Source organism: Bradyrhizobium sp. CIAT3101, assembly GCF_029714945.1.
In the GTDB taxonomy this organism is placed as follows: Bacteria; Pseudomonadota; Alphaproteobacteria; order Rhizobiales; family Xanthobacteraceae; genus Bradyrhizobium.
Window position 1 is genome coordinate 4,200,851 of the sequence record NZ_CP121634.1, and the last position, 22,415, is coordinate 4,223,265.

Sequence of the window (22,415 nt, forward strand, 5' to 3'; positions counted from 1 at the left end):
CTTGTGGCGGTTGCGCATGAGAGAAGCGGACTGCGTGCGAGGGGGCAAAGCAAAAGGAAAAGGCCATGACTAATCCAAAACCCCGGCCAACCATTGTCCATGGTGAGACGCACGCTTATCCCGTGTTGCCGCTGCGCGATATCGTCGTCTTCCCGCACATGATCGTTCCGCTCTTCGTCGGTCGCGAGAAGTCGATCCGCGCGCTCGAAGAGGTGATGAAGAACGACGCGCTGATCATGCTCGCGACGCAGAAGAACGCGTCCGACGATGATCCGGCGCCCGATGCCATTTACGAGACCGGCACGCTCGCAAGCGTCCTGCAGCTCTTGAAGCTTCCCGACGGCACCGTGAAGGTGCTGGTCGAAGGGCTCGAGCGTGCGCGCGTGCAGAAGTACACCGATCGCGCCGACTATTACGAAGCCACCGCCGTCGCGCTCGCCGACACCGATGCGAAGTCGGTCGAGGCGGAAGCCTTGGCGCGCTCGGTCGTGTCCGACTTCGAGAGCTATGTGAAGCTCAACAAGAAGATCTCGGCCGAGGTCGTCGGCGTCGTGCAGGCGATCACCGACTTCGCCAAGCTCGCCGACACCGTTGCCTCTCATCTTGCTGTCAAGATCGCGGATCGCCAGGGCATCCTGGAGACGCTGTCTGTCACCACGCGCCTGGAGAAGGTGCTGGGCTTGATGGAGAGCGAGATCTCGGTGCTGCAGGTCGAGAAGCGGATTCGTTCTCGGGTCAAACGACAAATGGAGAAGACCCAGCGCGAGTATTATCTCAACGAGCAGATGAAGGCGATCCAGAAGGAACTCGGCGACGACGATGGTCGCGACGAGCTCGCCGATCTCGAAGAGAAGATCTCCAAGACCAAGCTCTCCAAGGAAGCGCGCGAGAAGGCGCAGCATGAATTGAAGAAGCTGCGCCAGATGTCGCCGATGTCCGCGGAAGCGACCGTCGTGCGCAACTATCTGGATTGGCTGCTGTCGATCCCGTGGAACAAGAAGTCCAAGGTGAAGAAGGATCTGGAATCGGCGCAGGCCATTCTGGACTCCGATCACTACGGGCTCGAGAAGGTCAAGGAACGTATCGTCGAGTATCTCGCGGTGCAGTCGCGCGCCAACAAGCTGACGGGCCCGATCCTGTGCCTCGTCGGACCTCCCGGCGTCGGCAAGACCTCGCTCGGCAAGTCGATCGCGAAGGCGACCGGCCGCGAGTTCGTGCGCGTGTCGCTCGGCGGCGTGCGTGACGAGGCCGAGATCCGCGGTCACCGCCGCACCTATATCGGCTCGATGCCCGGCAAGATCATCCAGTCGATGCGGAAGGCGAAGTCGTCCAATCCGCTGTTCCTACTGGACGAGATCGACAAGATGGGTGCCGATTTCCGCGGCGATCCGTCCTCGGCCTTGCTCGAGGTCCTCGATCCCGAGCAGAACGGGACGTTTGCCGACCACTATCTGGAGGTCGACTACGATCTGTCGAACGTCATGTTCATCACGACCGCGAATACGCTCAATATTCCCGGCCCGCTGATGGACCGCATGGAGATCATCCGGATCGCGGGTTACACCGAGAATGAGAAGGTCGAGATCGCGCGCAAGCATCTGATCCCGACCGCGGTGTCCAAGCATGGCCTGGACTCCAAGGAGTTCTCGATCGACGACGACGCGCTGCTGCTTCTGATCCGCCGCTACACCCGCGAAGCGGGCGTGCGTAACCTGGAGCGTGAGCTCTCCACACTGGCCCGCAAGGCGGTGAAGGAGCTGATGATCTCCAAGAAGAAGTCGGTCAAGGTCACCGAGAAGACTCTGGAAGAGTTGCTCGGCGTGCCGAAGTACCGCTTCGGCGAGATCGAGAGCGAGCCGCAGGTCGGTATCGTCACCGGCCTTGCCTGGACCGATGTCGGCGGCGAGCTGCTGACCATCGAAGGCGTCATGATGCCCGGCAAGGGCAAGATGACGGTCACGGGCAACCTGCGCGACGTCATGAAGGAATCGATCTCGGCGGCGGCGTCCTACGTCCGCTCCCGCGCGATCACCTACGGCATCGAGCCGCCGCTGTTCGACCGGCGTGACATCCACGTGCACGTGCCGGAAGGCGCGACGCCGAAGGACGGTCCGTCGGCGGGCGTGGCCATGGCCACCGCGATCATCTCGGTCATGACCGGCATTCCGGTCCGCCACGATGTCGCGATGACCGGCGAGATCACGCTGCGCGGCCGCGTGCTGCCGATCGGCGGTCTGAAGGAGAAGCTGCTGGCCGCGGCCCGCGGCGGCATCAAGACGGTGCTGATCCCCGAGGACAACGCCAAGGATCTCACGGAGATTTCCGATGCGATCAAGGGCGGAATGGAGATCATCCCGGTCTCCCGTCTCGACGATGTCATCGCCAAGGCACTGGTGAAGAAGCCCGTGCCGATCGTCTGGGAAGAGGACACCAAGGTGACGGTGAAGCCCGATGGCGACGAAGCCGCCGGCGGCCTGACCGCGCACTGAGATCGCAACTCGAAAAGATGATAAAACGGCGCCTTCGGGCGCCGTTTTTGTTTTGGGGAAGGGGAATGCGATGCAGGTCGACGGTCACTGTCATTGCGGGCAAATCACCTTCGAGGCCGAGGTCGACCCCGAGGCGGTCTCGGTTTGTCATTGCCGCGACTGCCAGACCCTGACGGGGTCGCCATTCCGGGTGACCGCGATCTGCACCGCTGCCGACGTCAAGCTCACCGCCGGCGCGCCGAAGGTCTACGGCAAGCGCGGCGACAACGGCCGGATGCGCTTCCAGCACTTCTGTGCCGATTGCGGTTCCCCGCTGTTCACCAGCGGCGAGGGCGACCAGGCCGACGATTGGGGCATCCGCTGGGGATCGATCCGCCAGCGCGACAAATTGCGGCCCGTCAGGCAGATCTGGTGCCAGTCGGCTGCGGTATGGATCGATGCGGTGCCGCTGCTGCCGGGCCGGCCGGGAGATTGAGGGGGCTTTGCCTAGCCGGAGCTTCCCGCTCAAAGCCCGCCTTCGCACGCTGGGCTTCGGCGCGGCAGCCTTCGCTCGCTTCGCGCCAATAAGGTCAATGGCTGGCTTGCCGAGCCGAAGCTCGCGAAGCGAGCGAAGGCTGGTGGGCGGTCACGGATTCGAACCGCGGACCCTCTCGGTGTAAACGAGATGCTCTAACCAGCTGAGCTAACCGCCCCACGGCGCCTCTTTAGCGCTCCGATGGGGTGAGGAGCAAGGGGCGGTGGCGCCGCAACCTGACCCAATTTTGAGGCTGAAACCGCCTTGAGCGTGATACCACCGCAATGAGAGCGTGCCTTTTAGGGCTTGATCGTTGGTGAACAGAAATGGATTTGAGCAAGCTTGCGGAGTCGGTCTCGTCGCGCTCCGATTTCGTCATTTTCGTTGATGCGTTGCGCCGTGACCTGCTTGCAAATCGTGGAGAGTGGGAAAACGACACGCTCGAGCGCTTTCTTGAAGCGCTATCTGGCTGGGTCCAGGGCATGGACGGCTACTATCGGAATCAACAACTCCCAACCCCGACGACGCCGGGCTGGAAGAATTTGGCTGAGATGATGTTGGCCGCAAAATTCTACGAATGATGCAGCAAGCGTCACGTTAACCCGTAACGACAGAGGCTCCCATGCAACAGCCCAGCGGACACGACCAAAACGCCGACCAGATTGCCTATTGGAACGGCCCGAGCGGCCAGCGCTGGGCCGACCGGCACTCAGCGCAGGAGAGCCTGCTCGGACCGATCGCCGATGTGCTGATCGCCCGCGCGAAGCCGAAGTCGGGCGAACGCGTTCTCGATGTCGGCTGCGGTTCGGGGGCGACGACCTTTGCATTCGCGAAAGCTGTCGCGCCGAATGGCTTTGCGCTCGGCCTCGACGTCTCCGATCCGATGCTGTCGCAGGCCCGTGCGTTTGCACCGAAGGGCTTGCCGCTGGATTTCGTGCTGGCGGATGCAACGGTGCATCCGTTCGAGCCGGCGAGCTTTGATCTGCTCGCCTCACGCTTTGGCGTGATGTTCTTTGCCGATCCGATTGCGTCTTTCACCAACCTCCACCGCGCGCTGAAACCGACAGGGCGGCTCGCCTTTGCCTGCTGGCGCGAGCCGAAGGAGAATCCGTGGATGATGGCGCCGTTGATGGCGGTCTACAAACACGTTCCCAAAATGCCGCCGGTCGGGCCGGAAGAGCCGGGCCCGTTCGCCTTCGCCTCGGAGGAACGCGTGACGCGCATCCTGAAAGGCGCCGGCTTCGTCGACGTGGCGATGGAGCCGCATAACCTTCCGATGGACATCGCCATCGGCGGTGGGCTCGATGCCGCCGTCGACGGCTCGCTCCAGATCGGCCCCGCCAGCCGCGCGCTGCAGGGCCATCCGCCGGAGACGTACGCGGCGGCTAAGGCCTCGATCCGCGAGACGCTTGCGCCGTTCCTGAAGGGGCAGAGCGTCGCGCTTCCGGGGGCGATCTGGATCGTGACGGCGAAGGCGGAGTAGGTGTCGCCACACACTCGGTGTCGTCCCGGCGAACGCCGGGACCCATAACCACAGGGAGTGGTTGTGGCGCGAGCTGACAACTCCGAGTCTTCGTAAACCGCTTCCTGTGGTTCTCGCGACGAGCGCAAGCGCTCGCGCGGGGGTCCCGGATCTGCGCTTCGCTTGTCCGGGACGACAGCGGAGTTTGGCGCCCGACGCAGACCCTACACCACATCATCCGGCGCCAGCGCGCAGCCATTGTCCGGGTGCGTCTCGACCTGGAGCGTGGTGTGGCCGATGCGGAAGCTGCTCTTCAGCAGCTGCGCCGTCTCCATCAGGAATGCATCGACGGTGCCTGCGGGCATGACGAGGTGGCAGGTCAGCGCGGTCTCGGTGGTCGAGATCGGCCAGACGTGGAGATCGTGGATCGCCGAGACACCGGGCCGCGCGAGCAGGAAGGCCTTAATGGCAACGAGGTCGGTGCCCTTCGGCGCCGCCGCCATCGACATGTCGATGGAGCCGCGCAGCAGGCTGGTCGTGCCCCACAGGATGCTGGCGCAGATGACGAGGCTGGTGACGGGGTCGAGCCAGAGCCAGCCGGTCCAGATGATCAGCGCCGCCGACATCACGACGCCGAGCGAGACCGCGGCGTCGGCGGCCATGTGCAGGTACGCGCCTTCGATGTTGATGTCGTCCTTGCGGCCGCTGGCGAACAGCAAGGCGGTGAAGCCGTTGATGAGGATGCCGATGCCGGCGACCACCATCACGGTGACGCCCGCGACCGGCGCGGGCTCGCGCAGCCGCAGGATCGCTTCCCAGCCGATCGCGCCGGTGGCGACCAGCAGGAACACCGCGTTCGCCAGCGCCGCCAGAATGGTGGAGGCGCGGAAGCCATAGGTGAAGCGGCCGCTCGGCGCGCGCCGCGCCGCGATCGAGGCGCCCCAGGCCACGATGAGGCCGAGCACGTCGGACAGATTGTGGCCGGCGTCCGCAAGCAGGGCGGTGGAGTTGCCGAGATAGCCGTAAATGGCCTCGGCCATGACCAGCGCGGTGTTGAGCGTGATGCCGATCGCGAACGCCTTGCCGAAATTGGCGGGCGCATGGACATGCGCATGGCCAAGACCATGATCATGGCTGTGGTCGTGACCATGATCATGCGAATGGCCGGCATGATCGTGGTGGTGATGACCGTGATGGTCGTGGCTGCCCAAACCTAGCGCTCCCGGGAAATCGCCAAATCAGGCGCCATTGTAGGCGTTTCGCCCGTCGCGTCACGCCGGAACAGTACGTAGAGCGCCGGCAGCACGAGCAGCGTCAACACCGTCGAGGAGATGATGCCGCCGATCACGACGGTCGCGAGCGGCCGCTGCACTTCGGCGCCGGCGCCGGTCGCGAGCGCCATCGGCACGAAGCCGAGCGAGGCGACCAGCGCGGTCATCAGCACCGGACGCAGCCGCGTCAGCGCGCCCTCGCGCACGGCCTCGGCGATCGGGCGCCCCTCGCTGCGGAGGCGCTCGATGAAGGCGATGATGACGAGGCCGTTGAGCACGGCGACGCCCGACAGTGCGATGAAGCCGATGCCGGCGCTGATAGACAGCGGGATTCCGCGGAGCAGCAGCGCCGCGACACCGCCGGTGAGTGCCAGCGGCACGCCGGAGAACACCAGCGCCGCGTCCGCCGCCGATCCCATGCCCATGAACAGCAGCAGGAACACCAGCGCGAGCGCCACCGGCACCACGATGGTCAGCCGCTTGGTCGCCGAGACCAGCTGCTCGAACTGGCCACCCCAGCCGATCCAGTAGCCCGGCGGCAGCTTGACCTTCTCCGCGACGGCGGCTTGTGCCTCGGCGACGAAGGATCGCAAATCGCGCCCGCGAACATTGGCCATGACAACCACGCGGCGCTTGCCGTTCTCGCGGCTGATTTGATTGGGGCCGGGCGTCGCATCGACGGTGGCAACCGACGAAAGCGGCACGTAGCGCATCTGGGCGAGGGGAGATGCGGACAGCGCGGTTCGAATGGCCGTGCTGGATGGGGCTTCCTCGCTCGGCGGCAGCGGGATCGGAATCGCTCTGATCGCATCGAGATTGCCGCGCAGGTGCTCCGGCAGGCGCACCACGATCTCAAAGCGCCGGTCGCCCTCGAACAGCTTTCCTGCCGATTTGCCACCGACCGCGATCTCGACGATGCCCTGCACCTCGCCGATGCTGAGGCCATAGCGGGCCAGCGCCTGACGGTCGAGCCGGACGGTGAGGATCGGCAGGCCGGAGACCTGCTCGATCTTGACGTCGCTGGCGCCGCGAATGCCGCGGATCGCGGCCTCCACCTGTTTGGCGGCGCCCTGCAGGATGTCGAGGTCGTCACCAAACACCTTGATGCCGACATCGCTGCGCACGCCGGAGATCAGTTCGTTGACGCGGAGCTGAACGGGCTGGGAGATTTCATAGGCGCTGCCGGGAATGTCGTCGGCAGCCTTGTCGATAGCCTCGACCACCTCGGATTTCGGCTTGAGCGGATCCGGCCATTCGGCGCGCGGCTTGAGCATGATGTAGCCGTCGGTCTGCGCCGGCGACATCGGGTCGGTCGCGACCTCCGCCGTTCCGATGCGGGTGAAGAACTCCTTCACTTCAGGAACCTGCGTGACGCGCTTTTCCAGCGCCTTTTGCAGGTCCAGCGACTGCGTCAGGCTGGTGCCGGGAATCCGGATCGAGGCCAGTGCGACATCGCCTTCGTCCAGGCTCGGGATGAACTCGCCGCCCATGCGCGAGGCGGCGACGCCACTTGCGAGGACGATCACGGCGGCCACGACGGCAACCGTGATGCGATTGTCGATGGCGAGTCGGAGCAGGGGGAGATACGCCCGTTTGGCCATCCGCATGAACAGGTTCTCGTGCTCGGACACTTTTCCGGTCACGAAGATCGCCACCGCCGCCGGCACGAAGGTGATGGAGAACAGCGCGGCGGCGCCCAGCGCCATCAGCACGGTCAGCGCCATCGGCGTGAACATCTTGCCCTCGACGCCGGTCAGCGTCAGGACGGGCAGATAGACCACGGCGATGATCAGCGTTCCGAACAGGCTCGGCTTGATGACCTCGCTCGATCCGCGCAGGATCGTGCGCAGCCGTTCGGAGGTGGAGAGCAGCCCGCCTTTCTCGCGTTGCGCCTCGGCGAGCATGCGCAGGCAATTCTCGACAATGATCACGGCGCCGTCGACGATGATGCCGAAGTCGATCGCGCCGAGGCTCATCAAATTGGCACTCACCCTGGTCTCGACCATGCCGGTGACCGTCATGGCCATGGACAGCGGAATGACGCAGGCCACCACGAGCGCGGCGCGGATGTTGCCGAGGATCAGGAACAGCACGGCCACCACCAGCGCCGCGCCTTCGAGAAGATTGTTCTCGACCGTGCGGATGGTTGCTTCGACCAGATGGGTGCGGTCGTAGACGGTGCGCGTGACCACGCCCTCGGGCAGCGATTTGGCGATGTCCGCAAGACGGGCGGCGACGCCGGTCGCCACCGCGCGGCTGTTCTCGCCGATCAGCAGCATGGCGGTGCCGAGCACGGTCTCCTCGCCGTCACGCGTCGCTGCGCCCGTGCGCAGGTCGCGGCCTTCGGTCACGACGGCGACGTCCCTGATCCTGACCGGATTGCCGCCGCGCGAGCCGATGACGATGTCCCGGATCTCACTGATATTGCCGACCTGGCCCGGGGAGCGAACCAGATATTGCTCGCCGTTGCGCTCGATATAGCCGGCGCCGACATTGGCATTGTTGGCCGCGAGCGCCGCCATGACGTCGCGGAAGCCGAGGCGGTAGGCCATCAGCTTGCCGGGGTCCGGCAGCACGTGAAACTGCCGCTCGAAGCCGCCGATGGTGTTGACCTCGATGACCCCCGGCACGTTGCGAAGCTGCGGCCGGATGATCCAGTCCTGCACGGTGCGCAAATCCGTCAGCGAATAGTCGTGGCCGCCCTGGGTCTTCGCGCCGGCCTTCGCCTCGACAGTGTACATGAAGATCTCGCCGAGCCCGGTCGAGACCGGGCCCATCGCGACCTCGACGCCGGCCGGGAGCTGGTCCTTCACCTGCTGGATGCGCTCGCCGACCAGCTGACGGGCAAAATAGATGTCGGTGCCGTCCTTGAAGACCACCGTCACCTGGCTGAGGCCATAGCGCGACAGCGAGCGCGTATAGTCGAGCTTGGGCAGGCCACCCATCGCGGTCTCGACCGGGAAGGTGATGCGCTGCTCGGTCTCCAGCGGCGAATAGCCGGGCGCGCGGGTGTTGATCTGGACCTGGACGTTGGTGATATCCGGCACGGCATCGATCGGAAGCCGCTGGAAATTCCAGGCGCCGAAGGCTGTGGCCCCGAGTGCGAGCAGGAGCACGAGCCAGCGATGCTTCAGCGAGACGGCGATCAGGCGCTCAATCATGTTCGGCCTCGCCCTTGCCCATCTCGGCCTTCACGACAAAGCTGTTTTCGGCGACGTAGTGCTCGCCGGCTGTGAGGCCCGCCTTGATCTCGATGAATTGCGGATCGGAATCCCCAAGCTCCACCGGGCGCGCTTCGATCTTGTCGCTGTCCTCGCGGACGAACACGATGGTCCTGTTTTCCAATGTCTGGATCGCGCTGCGGCGCACGGCCACGGCGACGTTGCGGGCGGCGAGGATCAGCCGCGCGGTGACGAACAGTCCAGGGCGCAAGCGCCCGTCGGGATTTTGCAGCACCACGCGGGCGAGCGCGGTCTGGGTCTCGCTCGAGCCCACGGGTGCGATGTAGGAGATCGTGCCCTTGATCTCGCCGCGGCCGTCGTCGGGATCGATCAGCACCTCGTCCTTGAGGCGGACACGCTTGAGGTCCTGCCGATAGATCGAGAGATCGACCCAGATGGTCGAGAGGTCGGCGACGACGAAGGCCGGCTTCTGCTCGGAGGCGTATTCGCCGAGCGAGATCTGCCGTTCGATGATGGTACCGGCGATCGGCGCCTTCAGCTCGTAGACGGTGAGGCTCTGGTTGCTCTCGATGCTGGCGAGCAGGTCGTCCTTGCCGACCTTGTCGCCGATGCGTTTCTGGATCGATTTTGCCACACCCGGAAAGCGCGGTGTCACCTGCACCACGGCCTCCTGGTTGGCGCGCAAAATGCCGTTGAAGGAGAGCGTATCGGTCAGCGTGGTGCTCGCGGCTTCCGCCAAGATCACACCGGCGGCCGCCAGCTTCACGTCAGAAATGCGGATCCGGTCGGCGCCGTGCTCGTCCTGCTCGACGTGGTCGTTCGGCTTCTCCGGCTTCTTATCCTCGGCGTGCTCGGTCGAGGCAACCTTGGCCGGGGCGAGCATGGAATAGCCGTAGGCGCCGAGCGCGGCGGCAAGGATGGCGACAAAGATGGTGGACGACGTCTTCATCGTGCGCTCTCCCGGGCCAGCGCAAAGGGATTGCCGACGAGGCCTTCGATGGTCGCAACGCCGGCATGGAAGTTCTGCAGCGCCTCCTGTTCGCGCAAGCGCGCCTGGGCGACACTGGCCTGGGCGTCGAGCACTTCGAGCAGGCTGAAGCGGCCCTGGCCGTAGCCTTGCGAGATCGCCTCGGAGGCTTCAGTCGCCTTCGGGATCGCGGTCTCGCGCAGCACCGCGAGTTCGCGCAGCGAGCCCTGCAGCGAGTCGTAAGCGCGGCCCGCGATTACGATCAGCGTGTTGCGGTTGGCCTCGCGCTCGGCGCGGGTCTTGGCGAGGCTCTCCTGCGCCGAGAGGATGTTGCCCTGGTTCTGGTCGAACACGGGGATGGGCACCGAGACGGAGAGGCGCACGGCATCGTCATTGGTCTCGTTGAAATGGCGCCAGCCGGCCGCGATCCGCACGTCAGGGTAGGGTCTCAGCCGCGCCATCAACAGCTCGGCGTTTCGTTGCGCATAGACCGCGGTCCAGCGCACCAGCTGCGGATTGGCATCGATCGCGGCGACGACCGACTGGAACGTCGGTGGCTTGCCCATGGTGTCGAGCCGGCCGGAGACCTCGCCGAATTTCGCGGCGGGATCGCCCATCAGCACCGCCAGCTCGCGCCGGGCGCTTGCCAGCGTCGCCTTGAAGCGCTCGCGGTCGGCCTTGACCAGGGCGGAGGCGACCTCGGCGCGGCCGGTCTCGGCCGGCGAGGAGGCGCCGGCCTCGACGCGGCGGCGCAACAGCGGCGTGAGCTTGTCGATCGCTGCAATCTGCTCGTCCAGGATCTGGATGCGCCGTTGCGCGCCGAGCACGCCGAGGAAGGCAATCGCCGTCTCCGACAGTACCTCCAGCCTGATCGCCTTGCGCTGGATCGCTGCGACCTCGATGCCGGCCGCGCCGGCCGCGATCCGGGCGTCGCGCTTGCCGAACAGCTCAAAAGCCTGACTGATCTGGAGCGTGGTCTCGGCCGATTTGGTGCCGCGATAGATGCCGGAGCCGAACGAATTGTCCTGTTCATAGGACAGTTCCGGATTGAGCAGGGCACCGGCCTGGATGCGCTGGCCCGTGGCGATGCCGACGTCGCGCTCCGCCGCCGTCAAGCGCGGGCTCGCGGCCAGCGCACGCGACAGCGCGGCGCGCATCGTCAGCGTCTGGGCGTGGGCGTGCTGGGTCAGCCAGGGGCTGACCAAAATCGCCATCGCGCACGCAAGGCGCGCGGCAGTTCGTCTGCAAGACATGAAGGTGACCTGTGAACAAAAGCATCGTGGGCGCATGCAGCGCCCGGCTGATCAGTTCAGGTCAGATGTTTGGGGGGCGGGGAGTCCGTGTCCGGCGCGATACCCACGAGCGCGGGCGCGCGTTGCAGAACCGGCGTGGCAACCATGTCGGTCGCGGTTTCGGACTGCGCGGTCTGCATGACGGCCACCGAGAAGCAGCCGTGGCAGTGATGACCACCGATGGCCTTGTGATCGCCATGACCGGCTGGGCCGTCATCGAGGATCGAGGCGATCTCCGAGCCGCCGGCCGGGCTGGTCACATCGATGTCGTGCGCGCCATGCAGCGCGCCCGACAGCAGGTACATCACCGCAACGAGCACAGCCACCAGCCCGCGCCAGCGGCGCAAGGAGTAAAAGCTGTGGGGGCGGCGGATCGTGGTCACTGCGACACTCAGGTTCCTGATCCGCTTCGGGTAGCACGGAGCCGGGAACAGTGTCGACCCGCAACATTGTTACGTGTGGGGAACTCGATGTCGCACGAGCCTAGACGAAAAGGCCTCAGCCCGCGACTGACGGGCTAAGGCCTCTTGTGCTCACAATCTCATCCTTTGGGACTTGCGGCGATAATCCGCGTCCCAGCGGTTCGTTCCGTAGCCCGGTGCAAAATTAGGAACGTTCTCCCGTCCCCCTCATTAGCGCCTCGGAGCATTTGAGGAGGATGGGACTATGGACGGACTGATCTATCTGATCGGCTTGATCGTCGTGATCATGGCGATCCTGTCGTTCTTTGGCCTGCGCTGAGAGAGCTGCTATGGCGATCGAAACTCTCGTGCGGGAAGACGTGATGGAGGGCGGCCTCGTCGCCGCCGAGGAAAGCCGGAGCATCCAGTGGAGCTCCGTCATCGCCGGCGCTTTCGCGTCCGGCGCGATGTCGTTCATCCTGGTCAGCTTTGGCGTCGCGATCGGGCTTGGTGTCAGTTCGGCTTCGCCGACGTGGCGCGATGCCTCGGCGGCGCTGGCATTGCTGTCGGGACTCTACCTGATCATCCAGGCGATCATCAGCTTTGGCTTCGGCGGCTACATCGCCGGCCGGACGGCACGGCCAGCCCCTGGTCTGGCAACGATCGAAGATGACGGTGAGCGGCGCGACGGGCTTCATGGGCTGACATCCTGGGCGATGGCCGTGCTGATCGGCGCGACGCTGCTGGCGATCATCGGGGCGGCGGCGCTCGAACGCTCGCCGGTGCGCAGCGCGAGCGGCAATGCATCATCCGCCGAGCCGCTGCTCAGCTACGAGCTCGACAAGCTGTTCCGCGCACCGCGGCGGCCTCCCGCCGACATGCGGGAAGCCCGCGCGGAGGCCGGGCGCATCCTGATGACGTCGTCGAGCCATAGTGGCGTCGTGCTCGATGATCGCAACTATCTGGCGCAGCAGGTCACGGCGCTGACGGGACTGTCTGCGGCGGACGCCGAGAAGCGGGTCGATGCATCGATCGTCGACGCGCATACAGCGATCAACCGCGCCCGGCGCAATTCGGTGATCGTCGCCTTCTCGATTGCGGCGGCGGCCCTGATCGGTGCCGCGGTCGCCTGGGCTGCAGCCGTTGCCGGCGGGCGGCACCGCGACGGCGAGCCGTTGCCGAACTGGATGGCGAGCTCGAACCGTTTCCACCGCGGTCGGCGCGGGATGCCAGTGCCGTAGCGGAGAAGGCTTACGCCTTCTCCTCCCAGATCATGGCCAGGTGCACGATGGTCTGCACCGCCTTCTCCATGTCCTGCCGGCTCACCCATTCCAGCCGTGAATGAAACGCGTGCTCGCCGGCGAAGATGTTGGGGCAGGGCAGGCCCATGAAGGACAGGCGCGAACCGTCGGTGCCGCCGCGGATCGCGGTGCGCATCGGACGCAGGCCGGCGCGGCGGATCGCCTCGATGGCGTATTCGAGGATGTGCGGGTGACGGTCGATCACCTGCTTCATGTTGCGGTACTGCTCCCGCACCTCGAACTTGTAGCTTGAGCGCGGAAAATCCTTCATCACGTCCTTGACGATGTCCTCGAGCAGGACCTCCTTCTCCTTCAGCCCTTCCTCGGTGAAGTCGCGTACGATGAAGGCGAGGGTCGCCTGTTCCAGCGCGCCCTCGATGCCGACAGGATGCAGGAAGCCTTGCTTGCCCGACGTCGTCTCGGGCGAGCAGCCTTCCTTGGGCAGACGCTCGACGATGGCGGCCGCGATCTTGATGGCGTGCTCCATCTTGCCCTTGGCATAGCCGGGATGGGCGCTGACGCCGGTGATGGTGATGGTGGCGCCGTCGGCCGAGAACGTTTCGTCCTCGACGCTGCCCGCGCTTTCGCCGTCCATGGTGTAGCCGAAATCGGCGCCGAGCTTCTTGATGTCGACATTGTCGACGCCGCGGCCGATCTCTTCATCCGGCGTGAACAGGATCTTGATGGTGCCGTGCTTCACATCCGGATTGTTGATGAAGAAATGCGCGGCATCCATGATCTCGGCGACGCCGGCCTTGTTGTCGGCCCCGAGCAGCGTGGTGCCATCGGTGGTGACGATATCGTTGCCGATCTGGTTCTTCAGCGCGGGATGTTCAGTGAAGCGGATCACCTGGGTCGTATCGCCGGGCAAGGTGATGTCGCCGCCGCGATAGTTCTTCACGACTTGCGGCTTCACATCCTTGCCGGTGACGTCGGGCGAGGTGTCCATGTGCGAGCAGAAGCAGATCACCGGCACCTTCTTGTCGGTGTTGGCCGGGATCGTTCCGTAGACATAGCCGTAATCGTCGAGATGGGCGTCCGTGACGCCCATGGCCTTCAACTCGGTGACGAGAACGCGGCCGAGATCCTTCTGTTTCTCGGTCGATGGCGAGGCCGGGGAATTCGGATCGGACTGGGTGTCGATGGTGACGTAGCGCAGAAAGCGCTCGGTCACGGTATGCGCGAAGGTCAGGGACATGTCTGGTCAAACCACGGGAGCTTTTTGGAGCAGGGAAGCGCCGGTATACCAGAAAAGCGGGCCGCGTTGCGGCCGAAGGACGGCGGATCAGGCTTAACAAAAAATGACCGGCTAGATCGCCTCTTTCAGTTCCTTGACCGGCCGGAACGCGACCTTCTTGCTGGCCTTGATGTGGATCGCCTCGCCGGTAGCGGGATTGCGGCCGGTGCGGGCGGCGCGCTTGCGGACCTGGAGGATGCCGAGCCCGACGATGCGGACGCGGTCGCCCTTCTTCAGGTGCTTGGTGATCAGGTCGACCATGTCGGTGAGGACGGCCTCGGCGTGCTTCTTGGAGAGGTCCTGGCTTTCCGCGATGTCGGCCGCCAGGTGCTTGAGCGTGATCGTGGCTGGAGCCGCTGCCTTCTTCGCCGAATCCTTCTTCGTCGAATCCTTTTTCGCCATGTCTGGCCTCCTCGGGTGTGTCGCGGAAGCTTGCCGGGCTCCCAGCTGCCAAGTTCCCGCAGGCCTAGACGATTCGGGCTGGGACTGACTATGCCGGCCGACGGGAGCGGGGTTTTCGCGTGCTTGTTCAGACGAATCCGCACGTTTCTGCCGGCTCCGGACGAGCGCAAGGGGCGAGTTTCGACACAGGCATCGTCACTTTGGCTGAGGATGTTCAGATAAGTTTTTGAAAATGTTGCCAGAATGGCGCGAGAGACGGTGTTCGAACCCGCGACCTCCGGCGTGCCGGCGGATTTGTTTTGGACTAGCCGTCTCGGCAGCGAATGCCAAAGTCGTCGCAGGTTAGCGCAAAGGCTTCTTTCGCCGCGAGATCTTCAAAACAAAACCGCGTGCCGACTTCCGCGCGATCGGTCCACCAGTTGATGAGTTTCCCTTTGGCGATGCGCGAAGCCTCTCCGCGCAGCAGATCCAGCTGTCTTCCAGCTGCGTGGACGATCAGGCAATGTTCGTTGGGCATAGGGTCAATCCTTCGAACCGAATGCGAAGGCCGCAGCTGGGGGCAGATGCGGCCCGCGTGGTCAAATGAACCGGGTGAAAAAATCGACGTGAAATATGCAGCCAGCCCCGGTGAGGCATTGTCTGTTGGAGCAGATGTTCCCGCACCAACCAATGTTTGGTTTTCGGAGAATGTTCAGAAGTGCATATTCGTGCACGAGCTAACTGAGCGACTTTCGTGTGCTGGCCCCTCGATCTCGGCGCCAAGCGGAGAACGCCTCGGCCGGACCTCCCACTCTCTTCCGATCCGAACTTGGTTCGAGGGGCTGCATATAGCGGGGCCGTAATTCTTAGGCTGGATCGTCAAGCACGGTCCGCTGAATGATAAAGCTTTCCGTCGCGATCGTGATGAAATCGCCTTCCAGCATCTCTTCATCGCGGCAGAAGTGAATGTCCCGGATCAAGCCTTTATGGTGCCCGATGAATACGTCAAGATCGCCGCGGTTGTTGACGACGGCCTGCAATCTCGAAATGACTTCCGACGCTTTCATGACAGCTCCTTGACGGGCCCTACAAGCGGTACTTGGACCAAGGACAACACTGCCGGCATCACACTCGAAATAGTCCTCATGCCGTCAGGCGCAGACCGCGAACGTCTTCGCACCAACGGCAACGTGTTCCGATGTAGGTCGTCCTTCATTGAGATATCGGACGTCCTCAATGAGCGAATTCTGTGTCAACGCGACTGGGAGAAATCGTCGCAGGGCTGAACGAGATCGCGGTCGATTGCCGTTCGTTCGTCGAGGCTTTCACGCAGGGCTACAAGCGCGGTGACACGCTCGAGCAATCGTCGATAGTGTTGAGGGCGAGGGCGAGGAAGCGCAGTGACCACACTTGGTCGCTACAGCGGTGCGACAACGAGTCGCCAGAACCGGTTCCGCGCCGGTGCGTGTTGCTGATGTGCTCAAGCGAACAGAACAGCCCTCTGAGCTTTGAGTAGGCTCGTGGTCTTGTCCTCGGCGTACCGATGGGCCAACAGGCGACTCATCCATTGATCCGGACTGGCAGCTCCCGGATGCCGCGGATGAAGTTGGAGTGCAGCCGCCGCGGCGGTCCCAACACCTCGATGTCGAGGTCGCGGGCCAGGATCTCTTCCCAGAGTATCCGAAGTTGCAGATCCGCCAGCCGGTCACCGACACAGCGATGAATACCCGCGCCGTAGGAGAGGTGCTGGCGCGGCTTGGCTCGATCGATGATGAAATGCTCCGGGCGGTCGATCACGCTCTCGTCGCGGTTGCCGGAAACATACCACATGATGACCTTGTCGCCTCGGCGGATGCGCTGGCCGGCAAGCTCGCAATCGCGCGTCGCTGTCCGGCGCATGTGTATGACGGGCGTTTGATAGCGGATCGTCTCGGCGACCAGACCAGGGACGAGCCCGGGATTGGCCTTTAGCTTTGCAAGCTGATCGGGGTTCTCCGACAGAGCCAGCAAGCCGCCCGACATGGAGTTGCGCGTCGTGTCATTGCCACCGACGATGAGCAAAGCCAGGTTGCCGACAAATTCCATCGCGGGGAGGTCGCGCGTTTCCGCGTTGTGCGCCATCAATGAGATCAAGTCGAGCCGCGGCGGCGCCTTCGCGCGCTCTTGCCACAGGCCTTTGAAGGTGTCGGCCATCCGCATCAGCTCGGCGGAGCGTGCCTCCTCTGAGTGCACGAGTGCATCGGGCGCGTTGATATCGCAGACGGCGACATCCGACCAATAGGTCAGCTTGCGCCGCTCTTGCCAGGGAAAATCGAACAGCGTTGCCAGCATCATGGTGGTGAGCTCGATCGACACCTTATCCACCCAATCGAAGCTCTCGTTGCGGGGCAGCGCGTCGAGTACGGCGCGGGTGCGTTCCCTTATGGAGATCTCGTAGCTTGCGAGATTCTTGGGCGCCGCCACCGGAGCGACCGCCTTGCGTTGCGCCGTATGGCGCGGCGGGTCCATGCGGATAAAGCTGCGGCGGTTCATATCGGCCGGTATGTCCGCAATCTGGAACCCGGCGCCGAGTTGCGAGGAATAAGTCGCATGGTCGAGCTCGACGGCCATGATGTCGTTGTAGCTCGAAACCGACCAATACGGACCATAGCGGCTTTCGGCGCAGTAGTGGACCGGCGCTTCGCGCCGCAGACGGGCGAATAACGGCTGCCAGATGTCCTGCTGGTAAATGGCTGGATTGCTAACGTCGATATCGCTAAGCGGCGTATCATACGCATCGGCCGGGCTCTCAGATCGATTCATGGGTGTTTTCCGCGGTGCTGCACCTTTCCGATGACGCAGAGCCGCCCGCGATGGCCGCCGATGCGATCGGATTTGGCGAGTTTTGCCGCACGCGGCTACGGAGCGGTTTCTGAAACCGGAGACTTGATGACGCCGGTAACCGGCGGGGCAACCCGCGCGCCTGACCAATCGCGTCGAGGCCGCCATCGGGAAATTTGCGGGGTGCCTCGTCGGCGCGGCGGAGCGCGAGGAGGCGTTCTCATCACGGACAAAAGCCGAGGTCCGTTCCGTCACGAGAAACAACCGGCGAGACGGAGTTCGGTGCCGTCAACAAGCGTTAACTTTGAACTCAGGGCGCCGGCAAGCCTGATCACTTCGATATCGAAGGGTCCGGATCGGGCTAATCTAAGTGATTGATATTCCGCCAAAAATGGCGCGAGAGACGGGGCTCGAACCCGCGACCTCCGGCGTGACAGGCCGGCGCTCTAACCAACTGAGCTACTCCCGCGTGACGCGTATGTGTCCGCGCGGAACGAGGGGGGACTTAAAGGGGGGACATGGTGAAGTCAAGGACGTTGCGTTGACGGGGCGCAAACGCCTGTTGGAGCGGGGCGGGACCGTATCGCTACGGCCCGGACGGCTGCCTGCGGGCTCCGAATCATCCCGACCATTTCGACACGCTGCATCCGCTTGGGGTCTGTCTCAGCAGCGACCCAAAGCGGCTGATGAGGCAAAGCAGGTCCTGCGCGCCGCGATCTCGGTCAGCCCGCGTGTGTCCAATGTCCATTGCGATCTCCGCACAGTGCTGTTCGACCTCAAGCGTTATGAGGACGCCCGCGCCATTTAGGAGAAGGGGATCGCGCTCAACCCGAACTTCTCGATGGCCCCGATCAATCTCGGCAACACGCTGATGGCGCTGCTGCTGGAGGCGATCGAACTGCATGAGCGCTGGCGGGGCTGTTGCGCGGCGCAGGCCAAATGATGGCCAAAAGCAAAAGGCCGCCCCGGGGCGGCCATTGCGTCTCAAACCGGACCTTTTTCCTGCAGTCAGCGCACCGTCGAGGTGCCCGAGCTCGTGATCGCCACCGGCTTGCCGGCCTTGATCACGTGGGTGGACTGGGCGGTCTGGCTGTAATCGGCGTTGGTGCGGGCTGCGATCCCGAAGGCGGCCACTGCGATGCCGGCCACCAGCGCCACCACCACGATCTTCAGGTGGGTACCCCGATCTGCAGAGTGAATTGAGTGGTTCATCGTAAGCCTCCCGACGGGCTTTGGCGCCGTCTGTAGGCTGATGTCTTAAGGAGCATCTGTTTCCGGATCGTTTCGCGGGTTCCGCAAAATGGTTTCATCCGGCCATTTGGGTTTCGTGGTGGGCGGGCCTGAAGGGCCGGCCGGACGCCGGATGGGCTCTTACCTGCCGCGTAATCGCGGGGGCCAAATCCCTTCGTCATGATGGCTCTCATCGGCCGCGAACGATCCGGCAAGGGAGAAGCACCATGAACCGTCGAACCGTCCTCGAAGCCACGTTGTTTGGAACCGCCCTCGCGGCGGCGTCGAGCAGGAACGCACCAGCCGCCGCGGCCCAGCCGGTCGCGCGGCCGTCCTTCGTGACGGCCACGGACGGCACAAAGCTGTTCGTGCAGGACTGGGGCAACGGAAAGCCGGTGCTGCTGCTGACGGCCTGGACGTTCGACGCCAGCACCTGGGGCAGCCAGATTGCGGCACTCAACGAAAAAGGTTTCCGCTGTATCGCGCCCGACCGGCGTGGGCACGGCCGGTCCGAGATGCCGTCATCAGGCTATGATCTGGACATGCTGACCGACGACGTCGCAGCCCTGATCGAGGCGCGCGACCTCCGCGATGTGACGCTGGTCGGATTCTCCATGGGGACGGTCGAGGCGGTGAACTATCTCGCCCGATACGGATCGGACCGGATCGCCAGGCTGGTGCTGGTCGCGCCGACGACGCCATTCCTGGTCAAGACCGAGGACAATCCGGATGCGGTTCCCAAGGCGATGATCGAGGCCGACAATGCGGCCGTCGCACGCGACTTCGCGAAATGGATCGCGGCGAATGAAGCGCCGTTCTTTCTCCCGGATACGCCGGAGATCACGCGGACCTGGATCCGCGAGATGATGCTCAGCGTGCCGCTGCCGGTGGCGCTGGCATGCCGCAAGACAATCAGCTTCGCCGATCTGCGTGCGGCGGCCGCCAGGATCGACCGCCCGACGCTGATCCTCCATGGCGACAAGGATGCCAGCGCGCCGCTGCCATTGACGGGCGCCAAGACCGCAAAGCTGATCAAGGGCAGCAAGCTGATTGTCTACGAGGGCGGGCCACACCCGCTGCCGCTGACGCATGGCGAGCGTCTCATCTCTGACATGCTCGCCTTCATGAGCGCCTGAGAGGGCTCAGCTCGCCCGTTTGATGTCGGCGCGGATGGTCCGCGCCGCCCAGACGAACAGCAGGGCGCCGAGCGTGGTCGTGACCGCGGCCGAGAGCAGGGAATAGCGCACGGCGTCGGCGCCGTAGCTGCCCTTCAGCGCGTCGTTGACCACGCCGACCGCGAGCGGACCGACGCCCTGGCCGAAGCAGGTCGCGGTGAGGGCGATCAGCGCGGAGGCGAGCGCGCGCATGCTGGGCTTGGCCACCGTCTGCGCGATCGCAAAGATCGGCCCGAGATGGAAGCCGACCAGGAACGAGGTCAGCGCCAGCATCGCGACCATCATCGTGAAATCCTGCGTCAGCATGCAGAGCGCAAAGACGGGGCCGGCGAGGCCTGAGGTGATCGCCGGCGCCCACAGCTTCCAGCGGTCGTCGCGGCGGCTCACTTGCGCCACGACAAAGCCGCCGAGCAGGGTGCCGGCCATGCCCGCGAGCCCCTTGAACGTGCCGGCATAGGTGCCGATCTCGGCGCTCGACAGATGGTGCACGCGCGCCAGGAACGGCGGGATCCAGGCCGCAGTCGCATAATTCGTGTAGGTGGTGAGGCAGAAGCCGATCAGCACGACGATGAAGCTCTGCTGGGAGGCGAGGAAGCGCAGCGTCGGCCCGAGCGGCTCGGGCACGAAGTTCTCCTGCATCGCGCCGCGCTTCGGCTCCGAGATCGTCAGCCAGAGTATCAGCGCCAGCAGGATGCCGGGCACGCCCGCGACATAGAAGGCCATCCGCCAGCCGTAGTGCTGGTTGACGTAGCCGCCGACGAAATAGCCGAGGAAGACGCCGAGATAGGTGCCGATGGCGTAGATGCCGAGTGCGCGCGGGCGCTCGTTCTTGGCGAAGAGATCGGCGACGATCGACTGCGAGGCGGGGGAGCCGGCGGATTCGCCGATGCCGACGCCGATCCTGGCAAAGGCCAGTGCGGTCACGCTCGAGGCCATGCCGCACAGCGCCGTCATCGCGCTCCAGAACGCGAACGCCAGCGCCACGATGTTGCGACGGTTGAGCCGGTCGGCGACGCGCGCGATGGGAATGCCGAGCAGGGAATAGAACAGCGCGAAGCCGAAGCCTGCGAGCAGGCCCATCATGGTGTCGCTGAGCTGGAACTCTTTCTTGATCGGCTCGATCAGGACGTTGAAGATGGTGCGGTCGAGGAAGTTCAGCGCGTAGATGACGGTGAGCAGACCCAGCACGTAATAGCGCCGCGCCGCGGGCTTTGCCGCGGCGGCCGTTTGCACCGGCACCTCTGACGTCACATCGACCATCGCTTCCCCCAATTTGTCTTTGTTATCTTTATGGGTCCAGCCCTTATCGGAGCTGGTTGCGTGAGAGCTTTTTCGAGCGAAGTGGCTACGCTTCGCGAATGTAGTTCCCCGCTTCGAACTCGACCAGCGGCGCGCTTGCGTCGAATGAGATACCGATGGGGTCGCGGCCCGCTTCCATCGCTTCGAGCTGGTCGCCGAGCATGCGCCGGATCATCAGGATGCCGCGATCGCTCTGGCCGAAGTGCTCTTCGGAGTGCACCGTGACCGGACCCTGGCCAACCTGGGCCTCGTAATCGCCGGGGAATTGCTGGTGCTCCTGTTCCGTCATGTCCCACCAGAATTTTCCGTTGAATTTCGAGCGCATGCGGCCGATGTCGCCGGAATTCTTGACGCGGCCGGCGACGTAGATGCGGAACGAGGTGTCGTCGATCGGCAGCGTCCAGCCGATCGATTCCACGCGAGCGAACTGCGCCACGCGCGGGTTCGGCACCACGCGCAAGGTGGGGAGGGCGGCTTCGGTGACGCGGTAGAACACACGGCCGTCGTCCTGCTTGCGGATCGAGCGCACGGCGATGCCGCGCGGTGTCTTGTCGAACTTCACCTCCGGCATCGATGCCATCATGTTGGTGAATTGCGGCCCCGAGAACGAGCCGTGCAGCACCGGCACGTGGTAGGGATCGACGACGTTCTCGAAATGCTGCAGCCAGTTGCAGGGGATGACCGCGGGCCCGCCGCCGCCGATCGAGGAATCGTCGGCCTCGACGAACTCGCCGTCGTCCATGTTTTCGAGGCACTCGTAGCGCGGCAGCACCGGGCGTTTCTCGGCCGGGCCCATATAGGCAAAGATCAACCCGTAGCGCTCCTCGACCGGATACCAGGGCTGGCGCACCTTATCTTTGAACTGGCCGCCGTCGGGCTCGCAGGGCTGCTCAAGGCAATGGCCTTCGGTGTCGAACTTCCAGCCGTGATAGCAGCAGCGAATGCCGTCCTCTTCGACCTTGCCGTAATAGAGCGTAGTGCCGCGGTGGCAGCAGCGGGCGTGGAGGAGGCCGACGCGACCGTGCTTGTCGCGAAACAGGATGAGGTCCTCGCCGAGCGCGCGCACTTTCTTCGGCGTGTCGGTGGCATCGCTGGTGAGTCCGACCGGATGCCAATAGCGGCGGAGCAATTCGCCCATCGGCGTGCCGCGCACGACCGAGGTGAGCTCGGTGCGGGTGTGCGCCGGTTTCATCGCATAGGCCGTGCCGAGATCGCGATCCCGCTGAGTGATCGTCATGCTTGTTCCTCCCGCCGCAGGCCTTGGTGGCCGGGTCGCCTTGTGTTGTCCCAGTGAAAGATAATTCGATGACAATGTCAACGATCTTCCGGAATGCGTCTTAATCGCATTCGGAACAGGTTGGGGAGGTTGCGCTACCAAGGCTTGGCACGTCTTG

The 22,415-nt window shown here is 64.3% G+C and carries 19 protein-coding genes and 2 tRNA genes; 6 read left to right on the forward strand and 15 right to left on the reverse strand.

Features of this window, described 5'->3' with window-relative positions:
- The first annotated feature begins 65 nt into the window (after positions 1 to 65).
- Together lon and QA645_RS19800 are read left to right on the forward strand one after the other, a co-directional pair.
- Positions 66 to 2,489, forward strand: a complete 2,424-nt coding sequence (lon, locus tag QA645_RS19795) for an endopeptidase La (protein ID WP_254131890.1) — start codon at positions 66 to 68, stop codon at positions 2,487 to 2,489.
- 70 nt (positions 2,490 to 2,559) lie between these two features.
- On the forward strand, positions 2,560 to 2,964 hold the full coding sequence (locus QA645_RS19800; RefSeq protein ID WP_283052430.1) for a GFA family protein: 405 nt from the start codon (positions 2,560 to 2,562) through the stop codon (positions 2,962 to 2,964).
- Positions 2,965 to 3,104: 140 nt separating this feature from the next.
- Here QA645_RS19800 and QA645_RS19805 read toward each other — a convergent pair.
- Positions 3,105 to 3,181 (reverse strand) — tRNA-Val (locus QA645_RS19805).
- A gap of 148 nt (positions 3,182 to 3,329) precedes the next feature.
- On the opposite strand from QA645_RS19805, the gene QA645_RS19810 reads away from it, so the two are divergent.
- On the forward strand, positions 3,330 to 3,584 hold the full coding sequence (locus QA645_RS19810) for a hypothetical protein (RefSeq protein WP_283052432.1): 255 nt from the start codon (positions 3,330 to 3,332) through the stop codon (positions 3,582 to 3,584).
- A 41-nt stretch (positions 3,585 to 3,625) separates the two neighbouring features.
- Positions 3,626 to 4,486: a methyltransferase domain-containing protein gene (locus QA645_RS19815; RefSeq protein WP_283052434.1), complete on the forward strand. Its 861-nt coding sequence runs from the start codon at positions 3,626 to 3,628 to the stop codon at positions 4,484 to 4,486.
- Between the two features lie 203 nt (positions 4,487 to 4,689).
- Here QA645_RS19815 and QA645_RS19820 read toward each other — a convergent pair whose 3' ends face one another.
- Genes QA645_RS19820 through QA645_RS19840 form a run of 5 tightly spaced genes read right to left on the reverse strand, consistent with a single transcriptional unit; the run spans position 4,690 to position 11,482 of the window.
- Positions 4,690 to 5,676, reverse strand: coding sequence for a cation diffusion facilitator family transporter (locus QA645_RS19820; protein ID WP_283052435.1), 987 nt, complete (start codon positions 5,674 to 5,676; stop codon positions 4,690 to 4,692).
- 2 nt (positions 5,677 to 5,678) lie between these two features.
- Entirely contained in the window at positions 5,679 to 8,897 is a 3,219-nt protein-coding gene (locus QA645_RS19825; protein ID WP_283052437.1) for a CusA/CzcA family heavy metal efflux RND transporter, read from the reverse strand.
- Positions 8,890 to 9,867, reverse strand: a complete 978-nt coding sequence (ihpB, locus tag QA645_RS19830; protein WP_283052439.1) for a divalent metal ion exporter adaptor subunit IhpB — start codon at positions 9,865 to 9,867, stop codon at positions 8,890 to 8,892. The genes QA645_RS19825 and ihpB overlap by 8 nt, the downstream gene beginning before the upstream one ends.
- Positions 9,864 to 11,138, reverse strand: a complete 1,275-nt coding sequence (gene ihpA, locus QA645_RS19835) for a divalent metal ion exporter subunit IhpA (RefSeq protein ID WP_254193995.1) — start codon at positions 11,136 to 11,138, stop codon at positions 9,864 to 9,866. The genes ihpB and ihpA overlap by 4 nt, the downstream gene beginning before the upstream one ends.
- A 56-nt stretch (positions 11,139 to 11,194) precedes the next feature.
- A complete protein-coding gene (locus tag QA645_RS19840; protein ID WP_283053261.1) occupies positions 11,195 to 11,482 on the reverse strand; it encodes a hypothetical protein in 288 nt (95 codons plus the stop codon).
- A 446-nt stretch (positions 11,483 to 11,928) separates the two neighbouring features.
- Between QA645_RS19840 and QA645_RS19845 the strand changes: the two genes are divergently transcribed.
- Positions 11,929 to 12,819 (forward strand): hypothetical protein, encoded by an 891-nt coding sequence (locus QA645_RS19845; RefSeq protein WP_283052443.1) that lies wholly within the window; start codon positions 11,929 to 11,931, stop codon positions 12,817 to 12,819.
- Between the two features lie 10 nt (positions 12,820 to 12,829).
- Here the strand turns inward: QA645_RS19845 and pepT are convergent, their stop codons facing one another.
- From pepT to QA645_RS19880, 7 genes are all read right to left on the reverse strand, one after another.
- On the reverse strand, positions 12,830 to 14,077 hold the full coding sequence (pepT, locus tag QA645_RS19850; RefSeq protein ID WP_283052444.1) for a peptidase T: 1,248 nt from the start codon (positions 14,075 to 14,077) through the stop codon (positions 12,830 to 12,832).
- Positions 14,078 to 14,188: 111 nt separating this feature from the next.
- Positions 14,189 to 14,518: an HU family DNA-binding protein gene (locus QA645_RS19855; protein ID WP_254131880.1), complete on the reverse strand. Its 330-nt coding sequence runs from the start codon at positions 14,516 to 14,518 to the stop codon at positions 14,189 to 14,191.
- 304 nt (positions 14,519 to 14,822) lie between these two features.
- Entirely contained in the window at positions 14,823 to 15,035 is a 213-nt protein-coding gene (locus tag QA645_RS19860; RefSeq protein WP_254193993.1) for a hypothetical protein, read from the reverse strand.
- A gap of 328 nt (positions 15,036 to 15,363) precedes the next feature.
- Positions 15,364 to 15,564 carry a hypothetical protein gene (locus QA645_RS19865; RefSeq protein ID WP_283052447.1) on the reverse strand — a complete coding sequence of 67 codons (201 nt, stop codon included), beginning with the start codon at positions 15,562 to 15,564 and terminating at the stop codon, positions 15,364 to 15,366.
- Positions 15,565 to 16,057: 493 nt separating this feature from the next.
- On the reverse strand, positions 16,058 to 17,299 hold the full coding sequence (locus tag QA645_RS19870; RefSeq protein ID WP_283052450.1) for a cytochrome P450: 1,242 nt from the start codon (positions 17,297 to 17,299) through the stop codon (positions 16,058 to 16,060).
- A 410-nt stretch (positions 17,300 to 17,709) separates the two neighbouring features.
- Positions 17,710 to 17,786: transfer RNA gene (locus tag QA645_RS19875), tRNA-Asp, on the reverse strand.
- Positions 17,787 to 18,325: 539 nt separating this feature from the next.
- Positions 18,326 to 18,529 carry a hypothetical protein gene (locus tag QA645_RS19880; protein ID WP_148773714.1) on the reverse strand — a complete coding sequence of 68 codons (204 nt, stop codon included), beginning with the start codon at positions 18,527 to 18,529 and terminating at the stop codon, positions 18,326 to 18,328.
- A gap of 245 nt (positions 18,530 to 18,774) precedes the next feature.
- Here QA645_RS19880 and QA645_RS19885 point away from each other — a divergent pair, with 245 nt between their 5' ends.
- Positions 18,775 to 19,683 carry an alpha/beta hydrolase gene (locus tag QA645_RS19885; RefSeq protein ID WP_283052453.1) on the forward strand — a complete coding sequence of 303 codons (909 nt, stop codon included), beginning with the start codon at positions 18,775 to 18,777 and terminating at the stop codon, positions 19,681 to 19,683.
- 6 nt (positions 19,684 to 19,689) lie between these two features.
- On the opposite strand, the gene QA645_RS19890 is transcribed toward QA645_RS19885, so the two are convergent.
- Together QA645_RS19890 and QA645_RS19895 are read right to left on the reverse strand one after the other, a co-directional pair.
- Complete coding sequence (locus QA645_RS19890; RefSeq protein ID WP_283052455.1) at positions 19,690 to 20,982, reverse strand: MFS transporter; 1,293 nt, start codon at positions 20,980 to 20,982, stop codon at positions 19,690 to 19,692.
- Positions 20,983 to 21,067: 85 nt separating this feature from the next.
- Positions 21,068 to 22,258, reverse strand: a complete 1,191-nt coding sequence (locus QA645_RS19895) for an aromatic ring-hydroxylating dioxygenase subunit alpha (RefSeq protein WP_283052457.1) — start codon at positions 22,256 to 22,258, stop codon at positions 21,068 to 21,070.
- Between the last annotated feature and the right edge of the window lie 157 nt (positions 22,259 to 22,415).

Excerpts from the sequence above, each read along its gene's own strand:
- QA645_RS19845 (WP_283052443.1), top strand. The coding sequence starts at position 11,929 with ATGGCGATCGAAACTCTCGTGCGGGAAGACGTGATGGAGGGCGGCCTC.
- QA645_RS19895 (WP_283052457.1), bottom strand. The coding sequence starts at position 22,258 with ATGACGATCACTCAGCGGGATCGCGATCTCGGCACGGCCTATGCGATG.
- QA645_RS19890 (WP_283052455.1), bottom strand. The coding sequence starts at position 20,982 with ATGGTCGATGTGACGTCAGAGGTGCCGGTGCAAACGGCCGCCGCGGCA.
- QA645_RS19880 (WP_148773714.1), bottom strand. The coding sequence starts at position 18,529 with ATGAACCACTCAATTCACTCTGCAGATCGGGGTACCCACCTGAAGATC.
- QA645_RS19815 (WP_283052434.1), top strand. The coding sequence starts at position 3,626 with ATGCAACAGCCCAGCGGACACGACCAAAACGCCGACCAGATTGCCTAT.
- QA645_RS19840 (WP_283053261.1), bottom strand. The coding sequence starts at position 11,482 with ATGTACCTGCTGTCGGGCGCGCTGCATGGCGCGCACGACATCGATGTG.
- QA645_RS19860 (WP_254193993.1), bottom strand. The coding sequence starts at position 15,035 with ATGCCCAACGAACATTGCCTGATCGTCCACGCAGCTGGAAGACAGCTG.
- ihpA (WP_254193995.1), bottom strand. The coding sequence starts at position 11,138 with ATGTCTTGCAGACGAACTGCCGCGCGCCTTGCGTGCGCGATGGCGATT.
- QA645_RS19885 (WP_283052453.1), top strand. The coding sequence starts at position 18,775 with ATGAACCGTCGAACCGTCCTCGAAGCCACGTTGTTTGGAACCGCCCTC.
- QA645_RS19810 (WP_283052432.1), top strand. The coding sequence starts at position 3,330 with ATGGATTTGAGCAAGCTTGCGGAGTCGGTCTCGTCGCGCTCCGATTTC.
- QA645_RS19855 (WP_254131880.1), bottom strand. The coding sequence starts at position 14,518 with ATGGCGAAAAAGGATTCGACGAAGAAGGATTCGGCGAAGAAGGCAGCG.
- QA645_RS19870 (WP_283052450.1), bottom strand. The coding sequence starts at position 17,299 with ATGAATCGATCTGAGAGCCCGGCCGATGCGTATGATACGCCGCTTAGC.
- pepT (WP_283052444.1), bottom strand. The coding sequence starts at position 14,077 with ATGTCCCTGACCTTCGCGCATACCGTGACCGAGCGCTTTCTGCGCTAC.
- QA645_RS19865 (WP_283052447.1), bottom strand. The coding sequence starts at position 15,564 with ATGAAAGCGTCGGAAGTCATTTCGAGATTGCAGGCCGTCGTCAACAAC.
- QA645_RS19800 (WP_283052430.1), top strand. The coding sequence starts at position 2,560 with ATGCAGGTCGACGGTCACTGTCATTGCGGGCAAATCACCTTCGAGGCC.
- lon (WP_254131890.1), top strand. The coding sequence starts at position 66 with ATGACTAATCCAAAACCCCGGCCAACCATTGTCCATGGTGAGACGCAC.
- QA645_RS19825 (WP_283052437.1), bottom strand. The coding sequence starts at position 8,897 with ATGATTGAGCGCCTGATCGCCGTCTCGCTGAAGCATCGCTGGCTCGTG.
- ihpB (WP_283052439.1), bottom strand. The coding sequence starts at position 9,867 with ATGAAGACGTCGTCCACCATCTTTGTCGCCATCCTTGCCGCCGCGCTC.